Source organism: Leucobacter edaphi, assembly GCF_016522535.1.
GTDB classification, from domain to species: domain Bacteria; phylum Actinomycetota; class Actinomycetes; order Actinomycetales; family Microbacteriaceae; genus Leucobacter; species Leucobacter edaphi.
Genome location: NZ_JAEHOI010000002.1, coordinates 661,442 through 687,104, shown reverse-complemented (window position 1 = coordinate 687,104; position 25,663 = coordinate 661,442). Strand labels below are relative to the sequence as shown.

Annotated in this window: 21 protein-coding genes and 3 tRNA genes; 8 read left to right on the top strand and 16 right to left on the bottom strand. The window is 68.8% G+C overall.

Annotated elements, in window-relative coordinates:
* The first annotated feature begins 1 nt into the window (after position 1).
* A complete protein-coding gene (locus JD292_RS04520) occupies positions 2-607 on the top strand; it encodes a GyrI-like domain-containing protein (protein WP_200131497.1) in 606 nt (201 codons plus the stop codon).
* 8 nt (positions 608-615) lie between these two features.
* On the opposite strand, the gene uvrB is transcribed toward JD292_RS04520, so the two are convergent.
* Positions 616-2,706, bottom strand: a complete 2,091-nt coding sequence (uvrB, locus tag JD292_RS04515; RefSeq protein ID WP_200131496.1) for an excinuclease ABC subunit UvrB — start codon at positions 2,704-2,706, stop codon at positions 616-618.
* Between the two features lie 173 nt (positions 2,707-2,879).
* Between uvrB and ndk the strand changes: the two genes are divergently transcribed.
* Positions 2,880-3,296: a nucleoside-diphosphate kinase gene (gene ndk, locus JD292_RS04510; protein ID WP_200131495.1), complete on the top strand. Its 417-nt coding sequence runs from the start codon at positions 2,880-2,882 to the stop codon at positions 3,294-3,296.
* A 69-nt stretch (positions 3,297-3,365) separates the two neighbouring features.
* Positions 3,366-4,574 (top strand): winged helix-turn-helix domain-containing protein, encoded by a 1,209-nt coding sequence (locus JD292_RS04505; RefSeq protein ID WP_200131579.1) that lies wholly within the window; start codon positions 3,366-3,368, stop codon positions 4,572-4,574.
* A 69-nt stretch (positions 4,575-4,643) separates the two neighbouring features.
* Here the strand turns inward: JD292_RS04505 and JD292_RS04500 are convergent, their stop codons facing one another.
* From JD292_RS04500 to ileS, 3 genes are read right to left on the bottom strand one after another with little or no spacing between them, the layout of a single operon-like run.
* Positions 4,644-5,144: a DUF4233 domain-containing protein gene (locus JD292_RS04500; protein WP_369411144.1), complete on the bottom strand. Its 501-nt coding sequence runs from the start codon at positions 5,142-5,144 to the stop codon at positions 4,644-4,646.
* Positions 5,141-6,529: a bifunctional folylpolyglutamate synthase/dihydrofolate synthase gene (locus JD292_RS04495; protein ID WP_200131493.1), complete on the bottom strand. Its 1,389-nt coding sequence runs from the start codon at positions 6,527-6,529 to the stop codon at positions 5,141-5,143. The genes JD292_RS04500 and JD292_RS04495 overlap by 4 nt, the downstream gene beginning before the upstream one ends.
* Entirely contained in the window at positions 6,526-9,879 is a 3,354-nt protein-coding gene (gene ileS / locus JD292_RS04490; RefSeq protein ID WP_200131492.1) for an isoleucine--tRNA ligase, read from the bottom strand. The genes JD292_RS04495 and ileS overlap by 4 nt, the downstream gene beginning before the upstream one ends.
* Before the next feature lie 731 nt (positions 9,880-10,610).
* Between ileS and JD292_RS04485 the strand changes: the two genes are divergently transcribed.
* From JD292_RS04485 to JD292_RS04465, 5 genes are all read left to right on the top strand, one after another.
* Positions 10,611-11,255, top strand: a complete 645-nt coding sequence (locus JD292_RS04485) for a response regulator (RefSeq protein WP_200131491.1) — start codon at positions 10,611-10,613, stop codon at positions 11,253-11,255.
* A gap of 152 nt (positions 11,256-11,407) precedes the next feature.
* Positions 11,408-13,996, top strand: coding sequence for a valine--tRNA ligase (valS, locus tag JD292_RS04480; RefSeq protein WP_200131490.1), 2,589 nt, complete (start codon positions 11,408-11,410; stop codon positions 13,994-13,996).
* Between the two features lie 2 nt (positions 13,997-13,998).
* Complete coding sequence (locus tag JD292_RS12115) at positions 13,999-14,292, top strand: Fe-S oxidoreductase (RefSeq protein WP_233613282.1); 294 nt, start codon at positions 13,999-14,001, stop codon at positions 14,290-14,292.
* A 9-nt stretch (positions 14,293-14,301) separates the two neighbouring features.
* Entirely contained in the window at positions 14,302-14,859 is a 558-nt protein-coding gene (locus JD292_RS04470; RefSeq protein WP_200131489.1) for a hypothetical protein, read from the top strand.
* 4 nt (positions 14,860-14,863) lie between these two features.
* A complete protein-coding gene (locus tag JD292_RS04465) occupies positions 14,864-15,478 on the top strand; it encodes a histidine phosphatase family protein (RefSeq protein WP_200131488.1) in 615 nt (204 codons plus the stop codon).
* A 173-nt stretch (positions 15,479-15,651) separates the two neighbouring features.
* Here JD292_RS04465 and clpX read toward each other — a convergent pair whose 3' ends face one another.
* The 12 genes from clpX to dnaG form a co-directional block, all read right to left on the bottom strand.
* A complete protein-coding gene (gene clpX / locus JD292_RS04460) occupies positions 15,652-16,923 on the bottom strand; it encodes an ATP-dependent Clp protease ATP-binding subunit ClpX (RefSeq protein WP_200131487.1) in 1,272 nt (423 codons plus the stop codon).
* A gap of 109 nt (positions 16,924-17,032) precedes the next feature.
* On the bottom strand, positions 17,033-17,704 hold the full coding sequence (locus JD292_RS04455; RefSeq protein ID WP_304599282.1) for an ATP-dependent Clp protease proteolytic subunit: 672 nt from the start codon (positions 17,702-17,704) through the stop codon (positions 17,033-17,035).
* Between the two features lie 24 nt (positions 17,705-17,728).
* Positions 17,729-18,367, bottom strand: coding sequence for an ATP-dependent Clp protease proteolytic subunit (locus JD292_RS04450; RefSeq protein ID WP_255529480.1), 639 nt, complete (start codon positions 18,365-18,367; stop codon positions 17,729-17,731).
* Positions 18,368-18,515: 148 nt separating this feature from the next.
* Positions 18,516-20,090, bottom strand: a complete 1,575-nt coding sequence (gene tig / locus JD292_RS04445) for a trigger factor (RefSeq protein ID WP_200131485.1) — start codon at positions 20,088-20,090, stop codon at positions 18,516-18,518.
* Between the two features lie 50 nt (positions 20,091-20,140).
* Positions 20,141-20,218 (bottom strand) — tRNA-Pro (locus JD292_RS04440).
* Positions 20,219-20,307: 89 nt separating this feature from the next.
* A complete protein-coding gene (locus JD292_RS04435; RefSeq protein WP_200131484.1) occupies positions 20,308-21,123 on the bottom strand; it encodes a YidC/Oxa1 family membrane protein insertase in 816 nt (271 codons plus the stop codon).
* Positions 21,124-21,265: 142 nt separating this feature from the next.
* Positions 21,266-21,574, bottom strand: a complete 309-nt coding sequence (locus tag JD292_RS04430) for a hypothetical protein (RefSeq protein ID WP_200131483.1) — start codon at positions 21,572-21,574, stop codon at positions 21,266-21,268.
* A gap of 172 nt (positions 21,575-21,746) precedes the next feature.
* Positions 21,747-21,820: transfer RNA gene (locus JD292_RS04425), tRNA-Gly, on the bottom strand.
* Between the two features lie 63 nt (positions 21,821-21,883).
* Positions 21,884-22,465, bottom strand: a complete 582-nt coding sequence (locus JD292_RS04420) for a gamma carbonic anhydrase family protein (protein ID WP_200131482.1) — start codon at positions 22,463-22,465, stop codon at positions 21,884-21,886.
* 56 nt (positions 22,466-22,521) lie between these two features.
* A tRNA-Asn gene (locus JD292_RS04415) sits at positions 22,522-22,594 on the bottom strand.
* A gap of 83 nt (positions 22,595-22,677) precedes the next feature.
* Positions 22,678-23,526, bottom strand: coding sequence for an ABC transporter ATP-binding protein (locus JD292_RS04410; protein ID WP_200131481.1), 849 nt, complete (start codon positions 23,524-23,526; stop codon positions 22,678-22,680).
* A 139-nt stretch (positions 23,527-23,665) separates the two neighbouring features.
* A complete protein-coding gene (gene dnaG / locus JD292_RS04405) occupies positions 23,666-25,660 on the bottom strand; it encodes a DNA primase (RefSeq protein WP_200131480.1) in 1,995 nt (664 codons plus the stop codon).
* Positions 25,661-25,663 lie beyond the last annotated feature (3 nt).

The window sequence follows — 25,663 nt, the reverse complement described above, 5'->3', positions numbered from 1 at the left end:
CATGGCAGAGAAAGTGGACCTGAAGCGGGATGTGCCCGGCTATCGCGCGCGGGTCGGGGTGTTCGACACGCTCGAGCTGCCGCCCAGGAGGTATCTGCAGGTGGCGGGGCACGGCGATCCGAACACGGCGCCGGCGTTCGCGCGCGCCATCGAGGCGCTGTATCCGGCGGCGTACCGCCTGAAGTTCCTGAGCAAGAACGAGCTGGACCGCGACTACGTGGTCCCGCCGCTCGAGGGGGTGTGGTGGGCGGCAGACATGGCGGTGTTCGATCGGGAGCGGAATAAGTCGGCGTGGAACTGGCGGCTGTTGAGCCTGATCCCCGACTGGATCGATGCTTCCGACGCTGAGCGAGCGATTGCGGGAGCGCCACGGGTGGTGCTGGGCTGGCTTGCCGAGGGCCGTGTGGTGCAGACGCTGCACGTCGGGTCGTTCGACGATGAGGGCCCGGTGCTGGCTCGGATGCACGACGAGGTGATCCCGGAGTCGGGATACCGCATGACGGGGCTGCACCACGAGATCTACCTGAGTGATTTCAGGCGGGTTCCCGAGGGCCGGCGGCGAACGATCCTGCGACAACCGGTGATCGAGGCGACGCACGCCGCCTGAACGACCGGTTACAGGTGCCCGGCCGCTTCCATGCTGCGCAGTTCCCGCTTGAGTTCCGAGACCTCGTCGCGGAGCCGAGCGGCGAGCTCGAACTTCAGCTCCTCCGCGGCCGCGAGCATCTGCTGCGTGAGATCCGAGATGAGCTCCTCGAGTTTCTGCGAGCCCTCCTCCGCGATCGCCCCGGCGCGCGCGGCGCCCTTGCCCTTGGCCCGCTGCGGCGAGTCGCCCTTGCGCTGGGCGTGGGCTCCGGTGCGAGAGAGCACGTCTTCCGTGTCGGCGGCCTCCCTGGCGAGCATCTCCGTGATGTCGCCGATCTTCTTCCGGAGCGGCTGCGGGTCGATCCCGTGCTCCTCGTTGTAGGCGACCTGGATCTCGCGGCGGCGGTTGGTCTCGTCGATGGCCTCGCGCATGGAGCGGGTGACGGTGTCGGCGTACATGTGCACCTGGCCCGACACGTTTCGAGCGGCGCGGCCGATGGTCTGAATGAGCGAGGTGCTCGAACGGAGGAAACCCTCCTTGTCGGCATCGAGAATCGCGACGAGCGACACCTCCGGAAGATCGAGGCCCTCGCGGAGCAGGTTGATGCCCACGAGCACGTCGAACACGCCAGCGCGGAGCTCGGTGAGGAGTTCGACGCGGCGCAGCGTGTCGACATCTGAGTGCAGGTACCGCACCCGGATGCCGGCCTCTTCCATGAAGGTGGTGAGCTGCTCGGCCATCTTCTTGGTGAGCGTGGTGACGAGCACGCGCTCGTCGCGCTCGGCGCGGGCGCGCACCTCCTCGAGGAGGTCGTCGATCTGCCCCTTGGTCGGCTTGATCACGATCTCGGGGTCGACGAGGCCGGTGGGGCGAATGATCTGCTCGACGACACCGTCGGCGAGCTCCATCTCGTACTTGCCCGGCGTGGCCGAGAGGTACACCGTCTGCCCCACGCGCTCCTTGAACTCGCCGAACTTGAGCGGCCGGTTATCGAGTGCGCTCGGCAGTCGGAAGCCGTGATCAACGAGGGTGCGCTTCCGCGAGGAGTCGCCCTCGTACATTGCGCCGATCTGCGGGACCGTGACATGGGACTCGTCGATGACGACCAGGAAGTCGTCGGGGAAGTAGTCGAGGAGGCAGTGGGGCGCCTCTCCGGGCTGCCGGCCATCGATGTGGCGCGAGTAGTTCTCGATGCCGGAGCAGAAGCCGATCTGCTCCATCATCTCGAGGTCGAAGGTGGTGCGCATGCGCAGCCGCTGCTCCTCCACGAGCTTGTTCTGCTGCTTGAGCTCGGCGAGACGCTGGTCGAGCTCCTCGGAGATCGTGCCCATTGCCCGGTTCATGACCTCGCGGCTCGCGACATAGTGGGAGCCGGGGAACACGGAGACGGTCTCGACCTGCTTGATGACCTCGCCCGTGACCGGGTGGAGATAGTAGAGCGCCTCGATCTCGTCCCCGAAGAACTCGATCCTGATCGCGAGCTCCTCGTACATCGGGATGATCTCGACCGTGTCGCCGCGAACCCGGAAGTTGCCGCGGACGAACTCGATGTCGTTGCGCTGATACTGCATGTCGACGAAGCGGCGCAGCAGCACGTCTCGATCCAGGCGGTCGCCGACGACGAGCGGAACCATCGCCTCGTAGTACTCCTCCGGCTTGCCCAGGCCGTAGATGCAGGAGACGGTGGAGACCACAACCGTGTCGCGGCGGCTCAGGAGCGCGTTCGTGGTGGAGTGGCGGAGCCGTTCGACCTCGGCGTTGACCGAGGAGTCCTTCTCGATGAAGGTGTCCGTCTGCGGGACGTACGCCTCGGGCTGGTAGTAGTCGTAGTAGCTGACGAAGTACTCCACGGAGTTGTTCGGCAGGAGCTGCCGGAACTCGCTCGCGAGCTGGGCCGCGAGCGTCTTGTTGTGCGCCAGCACGAGCGTGGGGCGCTGCACCGCCTCGATGAGCCAGGCGGTGGTGGCGGACTTGCCCGTGCCCGTGGCACCGAGGAGCACGACGTCCGTCTCGCCCGCGTTGATGCGCGCCGCGAGCTCCTCGATCGCTTTCGGCTGATCACCGCTCGGCTCGTACTCGCTCACGACCTCGAACGGCCTGACGCTTCGCCTCGTTTCCATGTTCACGAGACTACTCGGGACCACTGACATTGACGGGGGCTGTTCGCGGAAGACGAAGCGGGCACGTGAGCGGATCCGGCCGAACGCGGCCCCGGGGCGATCACTGTCAGTGGTCCTGGATAGGATTGCGGCACGGGGCGAGCGTCCCGGTCCACGGCGAAGAAGGAGCGTGCATGTCCGCAGAACAGACCCTGATCCTGGTGAAGCCCGACGGGGTGGCCCGCGGCCTGACCGGCGAGATCCTGCGTCGCATCGAGGCGAAGGGGTACCGGATCACCGGCCTGCGCATGCTCACCGCTGACCGCGAGCTGCTCGCGGCGCACTATGAGGAGCACCAGGGCAAGCCGTTCTACGAGCCCCTCGTCGAGTTCATGTCTTCCGGCCCGCTCGTCGCGGTGCGCGCCGAGGGCGATCGCGTGATCGAGGGCTTCCGCTCGCTCGCGGGAACCACCGATCCCACGGGAGCTGCCCCCGGCACGATCCGCGGTGACCTGGGCCGCGATTGGGGCCTCGCCGTCCAGCAGAACCTCGTCCACGGCTCGGATTCCACGCTCTCGGCGGAGCGCGAGCTCGGGCTCTGGTTCTCCTAAGTCGCCTCCATCGCCTCGATCCCCGGGGCTCCAGAGCGGCGGGGGTCGAGGCGTCGACGCTTGTCAACCATGAACGCCAACGGTTCCGCGACGCTCTCCGCCGCTGAAGCGCGCCGCATCGTCCTCGCCGCGCAGGGCTTCTCCGGTGCGCCGAAACTCCGGTCGAGGCGCCCCTTCGATCCCGCGCTCGAGAGCCTGCACGTCCTGCAGATCGACTCGGTGAACGTGTTCGCCCGGAGCCACTACCTCCCGGTGTTCTCCCGACACGGGAGCTACGACGCGGAGCAGTTCGACCGGCATCTCTGGGACGGCGGCGAGTACACGGAGTACTGGGCGCACGAGGCCGCATTCATTCCGGTCGAGGACCGCCCGCTCTTCGCGTGGCGGATGGCCGACTACCGCGAACGATTCAGGCGGGACGGACGCACGGAACGCCTCGCCGCCACGCTCGCCGGTGTCCGGCAGCGGCTGGCAGACGCGGGCCCGCAGTTCGTGCGAGAACTCGAGGACGGTCCGCGGGAGCGCCGGGGCCCCTGGTGGGACTGGAGCGACACGAAGCTGGCCGTCGAAACGCTCTTCGCGGAGGGCGAGGTCGTTTCGGCCGGTCGCGAGGGCTTTCAGCGCAAATACGCGCTCGCGGAACAGGTGCTCCCCGAGCACGCGCTCGCCGCTCCCCCGCGCGACGAGGCGCAGCGGGTGCTGATCGAACGGGCCGCTCGCTCGCTCGGCGTGGCCACGCTCGCAGACCTCGCCGACTACCACCGGCTCAAGACCCCGCAGGCACGCGCCGCGGTCCGAGCGCTCGAAGAAGCCGGCGAACTGTTGCCGGTCACCGTGGAGGGCTGGGTCGATTCGCGCGGGCGACCGCTCCCGGCGTGGCTGCACCGCGACGCTCGCGTTCCCGCGCGCCTCGCCCCCGACGCCCTCCTCACCCCGTTCGATCCGGTCGTGTGGTTCCGGCCCCGCGCCGAGCGCATGTTCGATTTCCACTACAGGATCGAGATCTACACCCCCAAGGAAAAGCGGCGCTACGGCTACTACTGCCTGCCGCTGCTCGTGGGCGGCCGCCTCGTCGGCCGCATCGACCTCAAGGCCGATCGAGCCGGGAAGCGACTCCTCGTGCCCGCCGCCTGGCAGGAGCCGGGCGCCAGCGCGCGCACGAGCGACGCCGCCCAGCGGCTCCTCGCCCGCGCGGCCGCCTGGCAGGGCCTTTCAGAGGTCACCGTCGAACCGACGGGGAATCTCCCGCTCCCGGCCCGATTCGACGCTTCGGAGTGAACGGATCGGGCCCGCCGAATCAACAATTCGACGGGCCCGTGAGCGTTCACGCGGACGGCGGAGAGCCGATCACTCCGCGGACTGCTGCGCGATCCAGGCCTCGCGGCCGCGGTCGATGCTTGCGCCCTTCACCATGCAGTACACCCACAGCGCGGAGAAGAGCGCGCCGACGATGATCGCCATCGGCAGCAGGATCCCGGTGAGCAGCATGAGCGCGTGCACCGCCCAGCCGATGATGATCCCGACCCGGCCGACCCGCATGAGCCCGAGCCCGGCGATGATGACCACCGCGAGCCCGCCCCCGATGTAGAGGCCGAGCTCGCGCGGTTCGAGCGTACCGAGCCCGAACAGGGTGAGACCGATCAGCACGACGATGATGAGCTCGAAACCGAGCACGATCGATGCGAGCGCCTTCTGGGTGGACTGGCCGCCCCGCCGCGCGCCCGAGATGCGCATCGCGGAGTTGTGCGCCATCGTCTCAGACGGCGAAAGGACGAGCTCCTCGTCTCCTCCGCTTCCGCCGGGCTGCGGCGTCGCGCCGCCAGGGTTCCGGTCTGCAGCTTCGCTCACTTCGTGCCCCATCCCTCAGCGCGCGCGAACTCGATGGCCTCGCCCGCGAGCACCACGGAACCTGCGACGAGCACGGCTCGCCCCTCGGCGCGCGCGGCCCACGCGCGGGCCTCGTCGAGGGCCTCCGGGAGCGAATCGGCGATCTCGATCGGGGTGTCGGGGATCGACTCTGCGGCAACGCTCAGGAGATCGGACGGATCCGCGCTCCTCGGCGAATCGACCCGCGTGAGCGTGACGCGATGCGCGATCGGCGCCAGCGCGGCGAGCACGCCCGCGGCGTCCTTCTCCCCCAGGATCCCGACGACGAGCGCGAGCTCCTCGAACTGGAACGACTCCTCGACGGCGCGCACGAGCGCCGCGGCTCCGTGCGGATTGTGTGCCGCGTCGACGTAGACGATCGGGTCCGTGCCGATGAGCTGCAGGCGGCCGGGCGAGGTGAGCTGCCCGAGCCCCTCGTCGAGGACCTCGCCGGGAAGCGGGCGGTCGGCGCCGAAGAACGCCTCGACCGCGGCGATCGCGAGCGCGGCGTTCTGCGCCTGATGGCTGCCGAACAGCGGCACATAGGCCGGCGGATACGCGCGGCCGCTGAGGCCGACGACGTCGATCTGCCGGCCGCCGACCGCGAGGCGGTCCTCGACGAGGCGGAAATCGCGCCCCTGCACGACGAGCGTCGCCCCGTGCTCGGCGGCGGCGGCCTCGATCTCGGCGAGGGCGTCGGGATCCTGATCGGCGGTCACGACGGTCGCGCCGTCCTTCACGATGCCCGCCTTCGTGCGGGCGATCGACGCGATGTCCGGCCCGAGGAACTCGGTGTGATCGAGCCCGATCGGGGTGAACACGGCGACCTGGGCGTCGACGATGTTCGTCGCGTCCCACTCGCCGCCCATGCCGACCTCGATGACACCGACCTCGACCGGCGCGTCGGCGAACGCGGAGAACGCGAGCACGGCGAGCGCCTCGAAGAAGGTGATGGGGCCCTGACCGGACTCGGCCAGCTCGGCGTCGGCGACCGCGAGCGGCGCCCGGAGCTCGTCCCAGGCTGAGGCGAGTGCCTCGCCCGAGATGGGTTCACCATCGATCTGGAATCGCTCGGAGAAGTCGACGAGGTGCGGGCTCGTGAACAGGCCCGTGCGCAGTCCATATGCCCGGAGCAGGGATTCGATCGCGCGGCTCGTCGAGGTCTTGCCGTTCGTTCCGGCGACCTGGATCACCGGGAACGAGAGCTGCGGGCTGCCGGCGAGTTCGGCGAGGCGGCGGACCGGCTCGATGCGCGGGCGGGGGTTCGCCTCGCCGACGCGCTCGAGGAGCTCCTGGTAGACGGACTCAGCGGCAGCGTCCGAGCGCTCGGCGCCCGCGCCGGCACCGGGGAGGGGCAGGGGGCTCATCGCGCACCCGCCCGTGTCGCGTCGATCGTGATGACGAGCGGGGCCTTGTCCGCGCCGAGCGCGGAGGGCGCCGCCGAGACGTGCACGCCCTCGCCCGGGTTCGGCAGATCGGCGAGGACCTCGTCGATGTTCTCGGTCGCCTGCACCGCGATCCCCTCGGCGAGCGTCTCGCCGGCGATCAGATCCCGGTGCGTCTCGAGGGCCTGAGCGAGCAGCGGATCGGCGTTGAGCGCGAGGACGATGCGGTCGCTCACATCGAGCCCGGCGTTCTTGCGCGCCTCCTGGACCGCGCGGATCGCGTCGCGCGCGACGCCCTCCGCCTCGAGCTCGGGCGTGGTGGCCGTCTCGAGGAGGACGAAGCCGCCGCCCGGGATCAGCGTGAGCGCGGGGCCGGAGTCCGCCGAGTCGCCCGAACCGGCGCTGAGCGTGAGCTCGTACTCGTGCGGCTCGAGAGCGATCCCGCCCGCGGTGACCACGCCATTCTCCTCCGACCAGTCCCCGGACTTCGCAGCGCGGATGGCCTGCTGCACCTGCTTGCCGAGGCGCGGGCCCGCGGCGCGCGCGTTCACGGAGAGGGTCTGGACGATCCCGTGATCTGAGGCGCTCGTCTCGGTCTGCTGGACGAGCTGCACCGACTTGACGTTGAGCTCCTCGCGCAGAATATCGACGAACGGGGCGATCGCCTCAGGGCGGGAAGTGACGACCGTGAGCTCGGCGAGCGGGAGACGGACCCGCAACCGGCGTGCCTTCCGCAGCGCGAGGGCCTGCGAGGTGATCTGGCGCACCTCGTCCATCGCGGCGACGAGCTCGGTCTCATCAGGGAAGAGTCCGGCGTCCGGCCACTCCTCGAGGTGCACGGAACGGCCCCCGGTGAGTCCGCGCCACAGCTCCTCGGTCACGAGGGGCGCCATCGGCGCGGCAACGCGTGCGACCGTCTCGAGCACCGTGTAGAGCGTGTCGAAGGCCTGACGGTTCTCGGCGCGGCCCTGCTCCCCGGTGGTTCCCTCCCAGAAGCGGTCGCGCGAGCGTCGCACGTACCAGTTCGTGAGCACCTCGGCGAAGGCGCGGAGCGACTCGGCCGCGGAGGTCGTGTCGAGTCCCTCGAGATGGGCGCCGACCTCGCGGACCAGCTGGCCCGTCTTCGTGAGAATGTAGCGATCGAGCGGGTCGCTCGAGTCGGTGCGCCACTCCCCCATGGTCCCGTCCGCGTTGGCGTACAGGCTGAAGAAGTACCAGCTGTTCCACAGCGGAAGGATGAACTGGCGGACGCCCTCGCGGATGCCCTCCTCCGTGACGATCAGGTTGCCGCCGCGAACCACGGGCGACGCCATCAAGAACCAGCGCATCGCATCGGATCCGTCGCGGTCGAAGACCTCGTTGACGTCCGGGTAGTTGCGCAGCGACTTCGACATCTTGTTGCCGTCGGAGCCGAGCACGATGCCGTGGCTGATCACGTTGGTGAACGCCGGGCGGTCGAAGAGCGCGGTCGCGAGCACGTGCTGCAGGTAGAACCAGCCGCGGGTCTGCCCGATGTACTCGACGATGAAGTCGGCTGGCTGGTGCGTGTCGAACCACTCACGGTTCTCGAACGGGTAGTGCGCCTGCGCGAACGGCATCGATCCGGAGTCGAACCAGACGTCGAACACGTCCTCGATGCGACGCATCGTCGAGCGGCCGGTGGGGTCGTCGGGGTTCGGGCGGGTGAGTTCGTCGATGAACGGGCGGTGCAGGTCGACCTCGCCGTCCGCGTTGCGCGGCAGCTCGCCGAAATCGGCCTCGAGCTCGGCGATCGACCCGTAGACGTCGACGCGCGGGTGCTCCGGATCGTCGCTCTTCCACACGGGGATCGGGCTGCCCCAGTAGCGATTGCGGCTGATGGACCAGTCGCGGGCGCCCTCGAGCCACTTGCCGAACTGACCGTGCTTGACGTTCGCCGGCACCCAGTTGATCTGCTCGTTGACCTCGAGCAGGCGATCCTTGAACTCGGTCACGCGGACGAACCAGCTCGACACGGCCTTGTAGATGAGCGGATTGCGGCAGCGCCAGCAGTGCGGGTAGGAGTGCTCGTAGCTCTGCTCGCGCAGGAGACGACCGCGCTCGCGGATCAGGCGGATCAGCGGACGGTTCGCGTCCATCCAGAGCTCGCCGGCGACGTCGGAGACGGCGTTGACGAAGCGGCCGCCCTCGTCGACGCTCACGATCGTCGGGATGCCGGCTGCCGTGGCCAGGCGGTGGTCGTCCTCGCCGTAGGCCGGCGACTGGTGGACGATGCCCGTGCCATCGGTCGTGGACACGTAGTCGTCGACGAGGATCTGCCAGGCGTTCTCCGTGCCCCACACCTCGGCGTCCGCGAAGTAGTCGAAGAGGCGCTCATAGCGCACGCCGGAGAGTGAGGAGCCGATCACGGTGCGCTCGACGGCGTCCCGCGCCGCCGCAGCGTTCTCGTAGCCGAGCTCCTTCGCGTGGTTGCCGACGAGTTCGAGGGCGAGGACATAGCGCGCCTCGCCCGCGGCGGCGCCGTCGGCGGCACCGGCGGGGCCTGCGGGAACGACCGCGTACTCGATCTCCGGGCCGACCGCGAGCGCGGCGTTCGTCGGAAGCGTCCACGGGGTCGTGGTCCAGGCGAGCGCGCGTGCGCCCTCGAGGTCCAGCTCGGCCGCGAGCGAACCCGTGAGGGGGAAGGTGACCGTGACCGAGGGATCCTGGCGCATCTGATACACGTCGTCGTCCATGCGGAGCTCGTGATTCGACAGCGGGGTCTCGTCACGCCAGCAGTACGGGAGGATCCGCGATCCCTCGTAGGCGAGGCCCTTTTCGTAGAGCTGCTTGAAGGCCCACAGCACGCTCTCCATGTACGACAGGTCGAGCGTCTTGTAGCCGTTCTCGAAGTCGACCCAGCGGGCCTGCCGGGTCACGTAGTCGCGCCACTCGCGCGTGTACTGCAGCACCGACTCGCGCGCCTTCTCGTTGAAGGCCGCGACGCCCATCTCCTCGATCTCGGACTTCTCCGTGATCCCGAGCTGCTTCATGGCCTCGAGCTCTGCGGGAAGGCCGTGCGTGTCCCAGCCGAAGCGGCGCTCCACCTTCTTGCCGCGCATGGTCTGGAAGCGCGGGAACACGTCCTTGGCGTAGCCCGTGAGGAGGTGCCCGTAGTGGGGAAGCCCGTTCGCGAAGGGAGGGCCGTCGTTGAAGACCCACTCGGGGGCGCCCTCGCGGCAGCGGATCGATTCCTGGAAGGTGTCGTCGCGCTGCCAGAAGGCGAGCACGCGCTCCTCGATCTCCGGGAACCGGGGCGACGGGCTGACGCCGTCGGTGAGCTCTTCGCCGGTGGGCTGCTGGGGGTAGGGCATGTGGGTCCTTCGGGTCCGATTGCTGACGACGGGCGACTCGTGCATCGCCACATTCTCGGAGCCGGGACGAGTTGCTGATCCGTGGGTTCCGGATCCGCTCCCCGCGGTACCACCCTGCTTGCCGCTCGCCCCTGCGGGCGCGTGACCTCTTGATTCGGCTGTGACGGGCCACCCGTTCGGATCTACTCGCCAGCACCTCTCGGTGCGGGCTTTCTGCCGAAGACTCCCCGGTGATTGCCGGATCGATGTCGCTCCGTTCAGTCTAACCCACACGCCCCCTTCTGTGCCGTGCGGAGGCCGCTCGAACGGGCCGCGACACTCCCGGGCGACGCGGAAACGGGCGCGAGCGAGAAAATTCAGGACACCTGTTGCGCAAATTTATCGGTGCGAACGTCTCGCGGGTGGGGTGAACGGTGGTTCTTCTTGCCCGCTCGCATTCGAGTCCGGCTCGACGCGGTTTCTCCTGGTGGCCGCCGAGGAACGCAATTGGGTCATCGGCCTTTCCTGTCTGGGAAGCGAAACGTAACGCAACTCATTCACTGGTTGAAAATGAGTCGAACACTCCAAACTCACAGTGCGGCTGCGGCGTTTGGCCTTGCAAGGCAAATCGGAATCCGTTCCAATTATCTCAATGGGGCGACCGAGCGGACCGCAATTCGTGCGGAACCCGGACCGCCCATTCGACTCGCCATTGGGACGTGCGAGGCGTATTCGAGGGGAATGGAGTAGCCATGATCAGATTGCTTATCGTCGACGCGGAGCGCTACGCGCGGAGCGGGCTCAGGGCGATGCTCGAAGGTCAGGCGGAGCTCGCGGTTGTGGGCGAAGCGGCATCGGGCAGCGAGGCGCTGTCTCTTGCGCGGACGGAGCGGCCAGATGTGGTGCTCCTGGAGATCGCGCTTCCCGGCAGGGACGCCTTCGCGGTCACCCGCGCGCTCGCTGCTGCCGAGCGGCCGATCCCCGTCGTTGTCATCACCGCGACGGACTCCGACGAGCGTCTCTTCGGCGCGATCGACGCCGGTGCCGTCGGCCTGCTCAGGAAGAACGCGGCGCCGGCAGAGATCGCGCGTGCGATCCGCGCGGCCGCGGCCGGGCACGCGGCCGTCGCGTCCGAGCTGACGCCCCGGCTCCTGCACGAGTTCGCGCGCCGCCGGCCGATCTCTCGCCCCGCCACCCCGCACACGCTGTCGGACCGCGAGGTCGACGTGGTGCGAGCGCTCGTCACGGGCGAGGGGACCAACACGGACATCGCGGAGCGGCTCGGCCTCACCTCCGGTTCCGTCAAGGGCCACCTGGGCCGGATCCTGCCGAAGCTCGGGTTGCGCACGCGCACCCAGCTCGGCGTGTGGGCGGTGCGCGGCGGAATCGAGGCGTGACGCCCCGGGGCGTGGCGCCTCAGACGTGAAATCGATGCGGGCGGTAAGCTGGAGGGGTTGACCATCAGGCACCAGCGCCCCCGGATACGGGGCGTGCCCACGCGGTGCCGCCCACATCGAACCCGACCCTGCGTCGAGACACGGAGCCCCGCATGACCGAGATCCCTGACAAGCCGGCACTCGAAGGCCTCGAAGCCAAGTGGGGCAGCGTCTGGGAGGAGCAGGGCACGTACGCCTTCGCTCGGGAGGGCGCAGAGCGCGGAGACGTCTACAGCATCGACACTCCCCCGCCCACCGCGTCCGGTTCGCTGCATGTCGGCCACGTGTTCTCCTACACGCACACCGACACGGTCGCGCGCTTCCAGCGGATGCGCGGCAAGCGCGTCTTCTACCCGATGGGGTGGGACGACAACGGCCTCCCGACCGAGCGCCGCGTGCAGAACTACTACGGCGTGCGCTGCGATCCGTCGCTTCCCTACGTCGAGGGCTTCGTGCCCCCGCACGAGGGCGGCGACGGCAAGAGCATCAAGGCCGCCGATCAGCAGCCGATCTCGCGCCGCAACTTCATCGAGCTCTGTGAGCGGCTGACGCTCGAGGACGAGAAGCAGTTCGAGGACCTGTGGCGCACGCTCGGCCTGTCCGTCGACTGGAAGCAGAGCTACCGCACCATCGGCGCCGACTCCCTGCGCGCCTCGCAGCTCGCCTTCCTCCGCAACGTCGAGCGCGGTGAGGCCTACCAGGCGCAGGCGCCAACCCTCTGGGACGTGACGTTCCGCACCGCCGTCGCGCAGGCCGAGCTCGAGGACCGCGAGCAGCCGAGCGCCTACCACACGCTGTCCTTCCACCGGACGGACGGCGAGGGCGACATCCTGATCGACACGACGCGGCCGGAGCTGCTCGCCGCGTGCGTCGCCCTCGTCGCGCACCCGGACGATGAGCGCTACCAGAACCTGTTCGGCACGACCGTGCGCACGCCGCTGTTCGACGTCGAGGTGCCGATCCTCTCCCACCACCTCGCGCAGCAGGACAAGGGCACCGGCATCGCCATGATCTGCACCTTCGGCGACGTCACGGACGTCGTGTGGTGGCGCGAGCTCGACCTGCCGAACCGCGCGATCCTCGGCTTCGACGGCCGCGTGATCTCCGAAGCGCCCGAGGCGATCACCTCGGAGCGTGGCCGGGAGCTGTTCGCGCAGCTCGCCGGCAAGACCGTGTTCAGTGCCAAGCAGCTCGTCGTGGAGGCGCTGCAGGCCTCGGGCGAGCTCACGGGCGAGATCCGCAAGATCACTCACCCCGTGAAGTTCTTCGAGAAGGGCGACAAGCCGCTCGAGATCGTGTCGACGCGCCAGTGGTACATCGTCAACGGTGCCAGGGACGAGGAACTCCGGGAGCGCCTCCTCGCGCACGGCCGCGAGCTCGACTGGCACCCGGACTTCATGCGCGTGCGCTACGAGAACTGGGTGGAGGGGCTCTCGGGCGACTGGCTCATCTCGCGCCAGCGCTTCTTCGGGGTGCCGATCCCGGTGTGGTACCCGCTCGACGACGATGGCAACCCCGTCTACGACGCGCCGATCCTGCCGAGCGAGGCGCAGCTCCCCGTCGACCCCTCCTCCGATCTTCCGGCCGGCTTCTCCGAGGAGCAGCGCGGCGTGCCCGGCGGCTTCGTCGGCGAGGTCGACGTGATGGACACCTGGGCGACCTCCTCGCTCACCCCGCAGCTCGCGGGTGGCTGGGAGCGCGATCCCGAGCTGTACGACCTGGTGTTCCCGTTCAGTATGCGCCCGCAGGGCCAGGACATCATCCGCACCTGGCTGTTCTCCACGCTCCTCCGCTCGGAGCTCGAGTCGGGCCAGCTGCCGTGGCAGAACGCTGGCATCTCGGGCTGGATCCTCGATCCGGATCGCAAGAAGATGTCGAAGTCGAAGGGCAACGTCGTCACGCCCGCCGGAATGCTCGAGCAGCACGGCTCCGACGCGGTGCGCTACTGGGCCGCCTCGGCGAAGCTCGGCACGGACGCCGCGTTCGATCCGCAGAACCCGACCCAGATCAAGATCGGCCGTCGCCTCGCGATCAAGCTGCTCAACGCCGCGAAGTTCACGCTCGGCTTTGACGCCTCGGGTGCCGGAACGGTCACGGAGCCGATCGACCGCTCGATGCTCGCCGGTCTCGCGAGGGTGATCGAGGACGCCACTCGCGCCTTCGAGAACTACGACCACGCGCGGGCGCTCGAGCTCACCGAGTCGTACTTCTGGACCTTCTGCGACGACTACCTCGAGCTCGTCAAGGAGCGCGCCCACAACGGAACGGGCCAGGATCAGGCCTCCGCCGTGACCGCGCTGCGCGCCGCGCTGTCGGTGTTCGTGCGTCTGCTCGCCCCGTTCATCCCGTTCGCGACCGAGGAGGTGTGGTCGTGGTTCGGCGAGGGCTCCGTGCACGTCGCAGCCTGGCCCGAGTCGTCCGAACTCACCGCGCTCGCGGGCGAGGACGCCGACCCCGGCCTCCTCGACCTCGTGGGCGGCGCGCTCATCGGGATCCGCGGCGCGAAGACCGCCGCGAAGGCGTCGCAGCGCACCCCCGTCACGCTCGCCGTCGTCCAGGCTCCCGAGCAGGATCGCGGTCGTCTCGCCTCCGCCGCCGCAGATCTCGCGGCCGTTGGCCGGATCGCCGAGCTGCGGATCGAGTCGGCCGACGTCGACGGCGTGACCGTCGCGACGATCGAGCTCGAACAGCCCGAGGCCTGAGCATGCAGCTCGGAGCACGCTGGGCGGCGGGGTCTCCCCCGCACCCCAGCGTGCCCTCGAGCCTCCACGAGGCGATCGCCGCGCAGGAGGCCGCGCACCCTGACGCCGATTCGTGGACGCTCACCTGGCTCGAGGGCCGGCCGAGGTGTCAGCTCTCCGTCGGCGTGATCGTGACGATCGACGCCGCGGGAGCGGTTCAGGTAATCGATGCGCCCGGCGGGGCCGGTGCCTTCGACCCGAATGGCGGCCCAGCGCACGATGACGATGATGACGATGACGACGCTTGGCTGAGCTGAGGAGCTGCAGTGACCCCGTACGATTCCCCCGACCATGAACCGCGGCGCTCGCGCCTTCCGGCCCGGCTCATCGCCGGTGCCGGAGCACTCGTGCTCGCCGCCGGACTGGCGGCCTGCGCCCCTGAGCCGGGCACGGGCGGCGGCGACAGCGGTAAAGGTAAAGGAGGCGCGGGACAGACCTCCGAGGAGCAGAAGGGCAACTCCGAGGGGACGGGAAGCTGGCCCGAGCAGAACAAGCCCGAGGTGACGGAAAAGCAGCTCGAGCTTCCCGCGAGCTTCCCGAAGGATCAGTTCGTGATCCCCGACGGGGCGAAAATCGACGACACCGGTGAGCGCTCCGAGGGTCAGTGGTACCTCGTCCTGCGCGCGGCGGACCGCTCCGCAGCGGACACGCTCTGGGATCAGGTGGTCGCCAAGGGCGGATTTACGGCGTCGAACGAGGCGAAAACTGCGGACGGCGGCCGGTCGGCGGCGCTTTCCTCCCCGGCGCTTTCGGTCGACGCGCTCACGCTGCCGCAGTCCGACGGCAGCGTGCTCCTCAGCTTCGATATCTCCCGCGCCGGGTAGCGCTGTGCGAGTTTCCCTGATCCGGCACGGTCTCACTGACTGGAATGTGGCGCGTCGCATGCAGGGCCGCACCGACATTCCGCTCAACGATTTCGGTCGTGAGCAGGCCCGCGACGCCGCCGAGCGGCTCGCCGACGGGCCGGCGTTCGATGCGATCGTGACGAGCCCGCTCCTGCGTGCACGGGAGACGGCGGAGATCATCGCTGATCGGCTCGGGATCGGCTCCGTCACTGAGGCTCCGGGCCTGATCGAGCGATCGTTTGGCGAAGCCGAGGGGATGGACGTCGAGGTTGCTCACGAGCGCTGGCCGGACTTCCTCGCGGCGGGCATGGAGCCGGATTCCGCGGTGGCGGAGCGTGGCTTGGGAGCGCTCGACGGGCTCGCCGACGCGCACGCGCGCGGCAACGTGCTGGCCGTGTCGCACGGGGCCTTCATCCGACACCTGCTCGCGGAGATTTCCGGGGTGCCGCGCGGGTTCATTCCGCGGATCGAGAATGTGGCGGTGTCACGGGTGCGGCTGGACCGAACCTCAGCGCTGGGTGCGTGGCGCGTCGACGATGTCGGCGGGATTCCCATCGAGCGCGTGCGGCGGGCGTACGAGCTGATCGAGGACGATTAGCGGCCCCGAGCGGAAGCTCACCTGGGTGTCAGGTCTTTCGCCCGCGGCGGAACGCTCCAGGGACACTCGTTCGAGCTGAGCGCCCGGCTGAACGGCAGGCCGTGTCCCCCTCGGGCGACGCACCCCCCTGCGGTCAAGGGCGACGCCCCTGGCTGCGACGGCGAACGGGCGCGCTACGCGCTCTCGCGCGCCGAGCGGGCCTCGAGCACGCGCGGTGGCGCCTCGCCGAGGACGGCCTCTCGGGTGACGACGACCTTCGCGACGTCGGTGCTCGACGGCACGTCGAACATCACGGGGCCGAGCACCGTTTCGAGGATCGCGCGGAGCCCGCGAGCGCCCGTTTTGCGTTCAACGGCCTGCTCCGCGATCGCCTCGAGCGCCGCGTCCTCGAACTCGAGGCCGACGCCGTCGAGCTCGAACATGCGCTGGTACTGCTTCACGAGCGCGTTGCGCGGCTCGGTGAGGATGCGGGTGAGGGCCTCGACGTCGAGCGGATCCACCGTGGCGACGACCGGGAGACGGCCGATGAACTCGGGGATGAGGCCGAACTTGTGCAGGTCTTCGGGCTGCACCTCGGAGAACAGCTCCTCGTCGTTGCGCTTGCTCGCGACGGGCGAGCCGAAGCCGATGCCGCCCTTGCCGAGGCGGGTGCCCACGATGTCTTCGAGGCCGGCGAATGCGCCCGCGACGATGAACAGCACGTTCGTGGTGTCGAGCTGGATGAATTCCTGATTGGGATGCTTGCGTCCGCCCTGCGGCGGAATCGAGGCGACCGTGCCCTCGAGGATCTTGAGCAGCGCCTGCTGCACGCCCTCCCCCGAAACGTCCCGGGTGATGGAGGGGTTCTCGGCCTTGCGCGAGATCTTGTCGATCTCGTCGATGTAGATGATGCCGGTCTCGGCCCGCTGGACATCGAAGTCCGCGGCCTGGAGGAGCTTGAGGAGGATGTTCTCGACGTCCTCGCCGACGTAACCGGCCTCGGTGAGCGCCGTCGCGTCCGCGACGGCGAACGGGACGCCCAGCTGGCGGGCGAGCGACTGCGCGAGATAGGTCTTGCCGCAGCCGGTCGGACCGATCAGGAGGATGTTCGACTTCGCGATCTCCACCTGCTCAGAGGCCGCTTCAGCGCTCGTGATCGCCTGCGCGGCGCGCACGCGCTTGTAGTGGTTGTAGACCGCGACCGCGAGCGACTGCTTCGCGCGATCCTGCCCGATCACGTACTGATCGAGGAAGTCCGCGATCTCGCGCGGCTTGTGCAGCGTGAAGTCGGAGGACTCGCTGGTCTGGTGCTCGGCGAGGCGCTCTTCGATGATCTCGTTGCACAGTGCGACGCACTCGTCGCAGATATAGATCTGCGGACCCGCGATGAGCTGCTGGACCTGCTTCTGCGATTTCCCGCAGAAGGAGCACTTCAGCAATTCACTGCTCTCGCCGATCTTGGCCATGCGGTGGCTCCTTCATCTCCGGACGGTTACCGTGTTCGAGACTACCTGGCACCGCTGACATTCATGAGCGGCACGCCGCGGGCCCCGGGTCGCCCCGGGGCCCGACACACTACTGCGGGAGAACCGCCTGCGGGTTCTTTCGGCTGGTCAGCACCTGATCGACGAGCCCGTAGTCGAGGGCCTCCGCCGCGCTCAGAATCTTGTCGCGGTCGATGTCGCGGTGCACCTCTTCGACGCTGCGCTTCGAGTGCTTCGAGAGCGTCTCCTCGAGCCACTCGCGCATGCGCATGATCTCGCGCGCCTGGATCTCGATATCCGAGGCCTGTCCCTGACCCGCCTGGCCGGTCGAGGGCTGATGGATCAGCACTCGCGCATTCGGCAGCGCGAGGCGCTTACCGGGCGTTCCACCGGCGAGGAGGACGGCGGCCGCGGATGCCGCCTGGCCGAGGCAGACGGTCTGCACGTGCGGACGGATGTACTGCATCGTGTCGTAGATCGCCGTCATCGCGGTGAACGAGCCACCGGGCGAGTTGATGTACATCGTGATGTCGCGCTCGGGATCCTGGCTCTCGAGCACGAGGAGCTGCGCCATCACGTCGTCGGCCGACGCGTCATCGACCTGCACGCCGAGGAAGATGATGCGATCCTCGAACAGCTTCGCGTAGGGATCCTGGCGCTTGAAGCCGTAGGCCGTGCGCTCCTCGAAGGACGGGAGCACGTAGCGCGAACTGGGCATCTGCAGGCTCTGCCCGCCTGCCATGGGCATCTGTGGGGTCGTCATCTCGTTCGTTTCCTGTCCCATCGCCTACTTGTTCGTTCCGCCGCCGCCGACGACCTCGCTCGCGGAGTCGCGGATGTAGTCCACGAAGCCGTACTCGAGGGCCTCCTCGGCCGAGAACCAGCGATCGCGGTCGCCGTCCTCGTTGATCTGCTCGACCGTCTTGCCGGTCTGCGCCGCCGTGATCTCGGCGAGGCGGTTCTTCATCGAGACGATGAGGGCCGCCTGCGTCTGGATGTCGCTCGCGGTGCCGCCGAAGCCGCCGTGCGGCTGGTGCAGGAGCACGCGGGCGTTCGGCGTGATGTAGCGCTTGCCCTTGGTGCCCGCCGTGAGCAGGAACTGGCCCATCGAGGCGGCCATACCGATGCCCACGGTGACGATGTCGTTCGGCACGAAGGACATGGTGTCGTAGATCGCCATGCCGGCCGTGATGGAGCCGCCGGGCGAGTTGATGTAGAGGTAGATGTCGGCCTTCGGATCCTCTGCGGCGAGCAGGAGGATCTTGGCGCAGATCTCGTTCGCGTTTTCATCTCGGACCTCGGATCCGAGCCAGATGATGCGATCCTTCAGCAGGCGCTCGAACACACTGTTCGGCTGCTGCATCTGTTCTGCCATGCGGCGCTCCATTCGTAGTAGCTTGCTTCGAGAGTATCGACTCGCGCGCATCGAGGCGTGCCTGTTCGCCCTGGGCGCATGCGCGCGAGCGGCGCACCGGCACTCGCGCGCGTACGCTCCCCGAAACGCGAGGATCCCCCGCCCGAGTGGGGCGAGGGATCCTCGTCGCGGTGCGCGGTGCGCGATGCGCGGTGCGTGACTACTCGCCGGCCTTCTCGGCCGCAGCCTTCTTCGCGGCGCGCGTTGCGGCGGCCTTCTTCGCAGCGGCCGAGCGAGCGGCCTTCTTGGCCTCCTCGTCGTCCTCGGCGGGCTTCTCCGCCTTGGCGGCAGCCTTCTTCGCGGGGGCCTTCTTCTCCGCTGCCGGCTTCTCCTCGGCCTTCTTCGCCGGGGCCTTCTTGGCGGCGGCCTTCTTTGCCGGAGCCTTCTTAGCCGGTGCCTTCTTGGCGGGAGCCTCAGCGGCCTCCTCGGTCTCCTCGGAGGCCTCGGTCGGCTCCTCGTCGACGGCGGTGAACTCGCTCAGGTCGACGGCGTTGCCGGCCTTGTCGACCACCTTCGCCTTGGCGAGGGCGATCGCGAGGGCCTTGTTGCGGGTGACCTCGCCGATGATGACGCCCATCTGGTTCCCCTGGCTGATCGCCTGGAGGAACTGGGTGGGCTCCATGCCGTACTGCTGCGCCGACTGGAAGATGTACTGCGACAGCTCGTTCTGGGTCGGGGTGACCTGCTCCTCGTCGACGATCGCGTCGAGCAGGAGCTGGAGCTGGATCTGCTCCTCGGCCTGCTTGCGCACCTCGGCGCGGTGCTCGTCGTCCTCGAGGCGACCCTCCGACTCGAGGTGGCGGTGCACCTCCTCCTCGACGAGCTCCTCCGAGACGGGGATCCCGGCCTTCTCGATGAGGGTCGAGGTGAACAGGTCGCGCGCCTGCTGGCCCTGCGCGAACACGGCGCCGCGGGAAACCTGGTCCTTCAGGCTGTCACGGAGCTCCGCGATCGTGTCGAACTCGCTCGCGAGCTGCGCGAACTCGTCGTCGGCCTCGGGGAGCTCGCGCTCCTTGACCGCGGTGAGCGTGAGCTCGACCTCGGCGTCGCGGCCCTCGTGCTCGCCGCCGAGCAGCTGCGAGGTGAAGTTGGTGGTCTCACCGGCGGTGAGGGTCTCAACGGCCTCGTCGGTGCCGGCGAGCAGGTTGCCAGCGCCGACCTCGTAGGAGACGCCGCTCGCCTGGTCGACCTCTTCGCCGTCGATCTTGGCAGTGAGGTCGAGCTCGACGAAGTCGCCCTTCTTCGCGGGGCGGTCGACGGTCACGAGGGTGCCGAAGCGCTCGCGGAGCTTGGTGAGCTCGGCCTCGACGGCTTCCTCGTCGATCTCCGCGTTGTCGACGGTGAGCTTGATGCCGTCGTACTTGGGGAGCTTGAACTCGGGGCGGACCTCCACCTCGAAGACGAGGGTGAGCTTGCTCTTCGGATCCTTCGCCTCGGGCCACTCGGCGACATCGGCGGTCGGGCGGCCCATGGGGCGCTCCTCGGACTCGGCGAGTGCTGCCTGGTAGAAGTCGTCGAGCGAGGCGTTCACGGCCTCCTGGATGACGGCTTCGCGGCCAACGCGCTGATCGATGATCGGCGCGGGCACCTTGCCCTTGCGGAAGCCGGGGATCGAAACCTGCTCGGAGATGGTCTGGTAGGCCTTCTTGAGGTAGGGCTCGAGTTCATCGAGGGTGACCTCAACGCTCAGCTTGGCGCGGGTCGGAGTGAGCTTCTCAGCGGTCGTCTTCGGCAATTTGGCCTCTCATCGTTGTCAATCGCGTGTGCCTGTGGGCCGAATGGCCCTGGTCGGGGCGACAGGATTCGAACCTGCGACCTCCCGCTCCCAAAGCGGGCGCTCTAGCCAAGCTGAGCTACGCCCCGAAACCCGCAGGTTCCACCTTCGATACGCGCGAAAGCGCGCAACCCGAGCAAGTCTAGCCGAAAACTGCGGCGAGGGCGCGCAGGCCTGGCTAGTCGTTTTCGCGGGTTTCCGTGCCCTCCCTCGGCCGATAGATCCGTGTCAGGATCAGGCGCTCCCCCAGGGTCCACGCGGTGGTGGTCGCGAGATAGAGCGCGGCAGCGAGCGGCACGAAGGCCGCGAAAACCGCCGTCATGAACGGGAGGAAACTCATGCCCTTGATGAGGCCGGGCGGAATCTGAACGTTCGGAACACCGTCACGGGACGAGCTCCGATTCTGCGCGGGAGGCGGTGTCGCCTGCTCGGGAGCAGGGGTCGCAAGCAGCTTGCGGGAGGCCTGGGCGACGAGCGCGATGAAGATCATGATCCCGAGGAACACGGCGATCGTGATGGGATCGGCGACGCCAGCGCCGATCATCCCGACGAAGCTCTTCCCCAGCGGAACTCCGAACCAGTCGTGCGTGAGCAGCGCGTTGGGCGCGCCGTCGATCGTCGGGCGGATGAACACCCCGTATACGGCCATGAGCACGGGTGTCTGCGCGAGCATCGGGAGGCAGCCGGCGAACGGCGAGGCGTTCTCCTCGCGATACAGCTCCATCGTCTTGCGCTGGAGCACCTCCGGGTTCTTGCCGTACCTGGCCTGCAGCTCCTGGAGCTTCGGCGCGAGCCGCATGCGCGCGAAGTTGGCTCGGACCTGAGATCTGCCCACCGGGATCAGCAGCATGCGGACCACGATGGTGAGCGCGATCACGGCGAGGGCGGCGCTCGCGCTCCCCGCGAGCGGATCGAGCAGCTCTGAGAGCCGGGTGACGAGCCAGTAGACGCCGCTGATCAGGGCGCGGATCGGGGGAAAGTCGTAGATGTTCACGGGTGTCGGTCTCCTCGGATGCGTGCGTGGGAGCGCGCGGGCAGCGCGCCGGCCGTGCGTGCGTGCCTGGGACCGGGGCCGCGAAGAAACCGGGGTCGCTCGGGGCTGGAGTCTCGTCTCGTGACGAGCCGGGGTCAGCTGATCAGGCGTGCACGCCGAGCACGCCCGAGGGAGCGCGGGGCTGAGGGCTACCCGCGCGACCGGGATCGGTGGGCAGCGAGATCCGGGGGCTTCGCCCGGTCTGCCCGCTGCGCCTGCGAGGCAGCGGGACGGGAATCCGCGCCGAACCGAGGATCCGGCCGAGCAGCCGGGGCGCCGCGGTGGCGAGGATCGCCGTGCCGACGAGCGCGCCGAGAACGGGCAGAATGCTCGATTCGGGAAGGAAGGGGATCGCACCGACCGCGAGCATGAGCGTCGCGAACTGCGCGAGGAAGACGGCCTGCGCGATCATGGCGGCTCCCTCCGGTCTCGGTTTCGCTCCTGAGGGAATCATAGCGCTGCGCGCGTCGGGAGCACAGCGCCACTCGGGAGCACAGCGCCGCTCGGGAGCACAGCGCCGCTCGGGAGCACAGCGCTGCTTGGGACCACAGCGCCGCATCGAAGGGCGCTCGACCTCACATCAGTGGAGGGGCTGACGGGAATCGAACCCGCGTAACCAGTTTGGAAGACTGGGGCTCTACCATTGAGCTACAGCCCCGAAGTCGGTGACGACTCTGGGAGTGCCGAAGCACCTCACCGATCATAGTGCATGTCGAGGGCCTCACGCAGAATCGGGCGCGCCGAGTCCGCGCGTCGCGTCGCGATGCCGTTCCGTGTACCCCGCGTAGAGCTCGGCATTCCGGCGCACGGCCGCGCGATCGTCCTCGCGCAATTCGCGGACGACGCGGCCGGGAATCCCCGCGACCAGCGAGCGGGGCGGGATCACGGCGCCCTGGGGAACGAGCGCGCCAGCGGCGACGAGGCTCCCCTCCCCGATGACGGCGCCGCTCAGGATCGTGGAGCCCATACCGATCAGGCAGCCGCGCTCGATCGTCGCCCCGTGCACGACGGCGTTGTGGCCCACGGAGACGTCGTCGCCGATCACGGCTGCGTCGCCGCGCTGCGTGTGCACGACGACGCCGTCCTGCAGATTGGTGCGCTCACCGATGCGAACCGAATCCGAGTCGCCGCGGACGACGGCGTTGTACCAGACGCTGCTGCCCGCCCCGATCGCGACGTCGCCGACGACGATCGCTCCGGGACCGATCCACGCGCTGGGATCGACGCGCGGCGTTCCGCGCAGGTCGAGCGCGATGACGAGGCCGCCGTGCGGGGTCCGTTCGGTCCAACTCTCCGACGTCATGCGCGCTCCTCCTTCGGATAGCGAAAAGCCCCCACCTTGCGGTGAGGGCTTGAGCGCTCCCCCGGCTGGGCTCGAACCAGCGACATCCTGATTAACAGTCAAGCGCTCTGCCAACTGAGCTACAGGGGATCATTGCCGAAGCAACCTCTCCAGCGTAACAAGTCGTGCGCACCGCATGCAAATTCGCTGGGTGGGGTTCGCGCGTGTCGCGATCAGGCGTCGGCGATCTCGTCGTAGGCGGTCGCGCGCAGCGCCTGCGCGAGCTTCTGCACGTAGCCGTGATCCGCCTGCCGGAAGATGTCGTTGATGTCGCCGTGGCCGACGAGGCGGCCGTGCTGCATCACGAGCACGTCCTCCACCAGCGCCTCGAGCATCCCGATGTCATGGCTGATCAGCAGCATCGATGCCGTCGTGCGCTCGCGGTACCACTTGAGGAGTTCGACGATCTTGGGCCGGTTGATCGCGTCGACGCCGAGCGTCGGCTCGTCGACGACGAGCAGGGCGGGATCGAGCATGAGCGTGCGCATCACGGCGACCCGCTGGCGCTGGCCCTTCGAGAGCTCGTAGGGGTACTCCTGGAGCTTCGCGAGGGGCAGCGCGACGATGTCCATCATCTCCGCGATTTTCTCGCCGAGAACGTCGCGATCGAAATTCTTGTTGCGTTCGGCGATCGGCTCGAAAAGGATGTCCCCGACGTTGAGCTCGGGGGTCAGCGTCGCCCCGGCATCCTGCGCGAGATGGCCCGCGTACGCGGTCAGGCGGCTGCGGGTGCGGCGCGACATGCGGTGCATCGGCACGTTCATGACGGTGGCTGCGCCGCCCGTCAGCTTGATCCTGGCGGCCTTCTCCCCCGCGTCGGGCCCGCGGCCGGCGAGGAATCGCGCGAGGGTGGACTTCCCGGAGCCGCTCTCGCCGAGGAGCGCGACGACCTCTCCGCGGCCGACACCGAACGTGACGCCCTCAACCGCCTGGAACTCGCGGCCGCCGGCGTGGGCCGGGTACGACAGCGACAGGTCGGAGACGTTGATCGTCGGGTCGGAATCGACGACGGGATGTGCCATGGGTGATACTCCTCGGATCTCGCGGATTGCGGCCCGCGACGTGTCGAGCCTAGAACACGGGGACGTTCAGATGCCTGGAATTTGCGGAGGTTCGCTCATTCCATGCTCATAGAGTGCGCAGAGAATTCCCGGCGGGAGGCTATTCTTCCCGGAGACCGCGGCGCGCAGATTCGAGCGCGACGAGCTGCTCCTGAATGCGGCGCGAGGCGGGATCCGTGGAATCACCGACGCGCTGCAGGCGCGCGAGGAGCTCGCGCTTCAGCGAGACGAGATCCCGGTCCAGGAGGGAAATGACCACGTCACGCGAGTAGGCGTCGAGCTGCTCGGCGCGACGCTCGGGCATCGGAGCGACGGCGAGCCCCCGCACCAGGTCGCTGTGTGTTTCCGGGGCGGCGTCCAGGATCGCCTGCAGCCAGGCGTCGGTCCCAAGCGCCGGCAGCGCCGCGCCAACCGCGTCCCGCACGACGATCAGATTCGGCTCGGACATCTGCGCCGTGACCGCCTGCTGCATGAGGAAGTCGCCGATCCTGGCCCCCTGCTGGATCATCGCCATGAGTGCGTCCCGCTCGAGAAGCGTCGTGGCGTTGAGCCTGATTGACGACATCGTGATCCGAGGGGCCTGCGGTGCGGCGTCGCCTTCGTGAAGGAAGTCCTGTTCGGCGCGCGGATCAGCGCCGGGGGCGCCAAAGGGGGCTGCCGTCCCGCCGGAGCCCGAGCGCCCGGGGACGCCGCCAGCGAAACGGGTGTTCCCCTGGGGACCGCCCCGGGAGGGAGCGCCGCGTCGCCCGCCACGCGGATCCCCCGACGGAGCCTGCTGGCGCGATCCGGCCGCCCGCACCGCCTGCTGGACCTCTCCGAGCTCCGAGCCGAGCATGCGCGCGAGCTCCCGCGTGTAGCCGGGACGCAGCGAGGGATCCTTAATCTCCGCGATGATCGGGGCCGCCTCCCGCAGCGCCGACACGCGGCCTGCGACGCTGTTGAGGTCGAAGCGGGAGATCGCCTGGCGGAGGGCGAATTCGAAGAGCGGAACCTTGCGCGTGAACAGCTCCCTCACGGCCTCGTCGCCGCGGTGCAGCCGGAGGTCGCTCGGGTCGAAGTCGTCGGGAGCGACGGCGACGTACGTCTGAGCGGTGAAGCGCTTCTCCTCGCTGAACGCGCGGAGGGCCGCCTTCTGGCCCGCCTCATCGGGGTCGAAGGTGAAGATGACCTCTGCGGCCGAGTCGTCGCCCATGATGCGACGCAGGATCGAGATGTGGTCCTTGCCGAATGCGGTGCCGCAGGTGGCGACCGCGGTGTCGATGCCCGCGAGGTGGCAGGCCATGACGTCCGTGTAGCCCTCGACGACGACGGCGCGGCGTCCGCGGGAGATCGCGCGCTTCGCGAGGTCGAGGCCGTAGAGCACCTGCGCCTTGTGATACACCGGTGACTCCGGGGTGTTCAGGTATTTCGGGCCCTGATCGTCGTCGTACAGCTTGCGCGCGCCGAAGCCGAGCGTCTGACCGCTCGTGTCGCGGATCGGCCACACGACTCGGCCGCGGAAGCGGTCGTAGACGCCGCGCTGCCCCTCGGAGACGAGCCCGGCCTGGGCGAGCTCGGCGGGGGCGTAGCCCTGCTGCCGGAGGTGGCCGGTGAGGCCGTCCCAGCCGCGCGGCGCGTAGCCGACGCCGAAGCGCTCGCAGGCGGCGGCGTCGAAGCCGCGCTGGGTGAGGAAGTCGCGCGCGAACGCGCCCTCCTCGCTCGCGAGCTGGGAGACGAAGTAGGCGGCGGCGGCCTGGTTCGCGGCGAGGAGCCTGGCGCGGTTCGGGCCCTCCTCGCGTTGGAAGCCGCCCTCCTCGTAGCTGAGGACGTAGTGGATGCGGGCCGCGAGACGCTCGACCGACTCCGCGAAGGTGAGGTGGTCCATGCGCTGCAGGAAGGTGAACGCATCACCGGATTCCCCGCAGCCGAAGCAGTGGTAGTAGCCGAGCGCTGGCCGCACGTGGAAGCTGGGGCTGCGCTCGTCGTGGAAGGGACAGAGGCCCTTCATCGAGTCGACACCGGCGCTCTTGAGGGTGACGTAGTCGCCGACGAGATCGGCGAGATTGGTACGGCGCTTGACCTCCTCGATATCACTCGCCTTGATCCGACCCGCCATAGC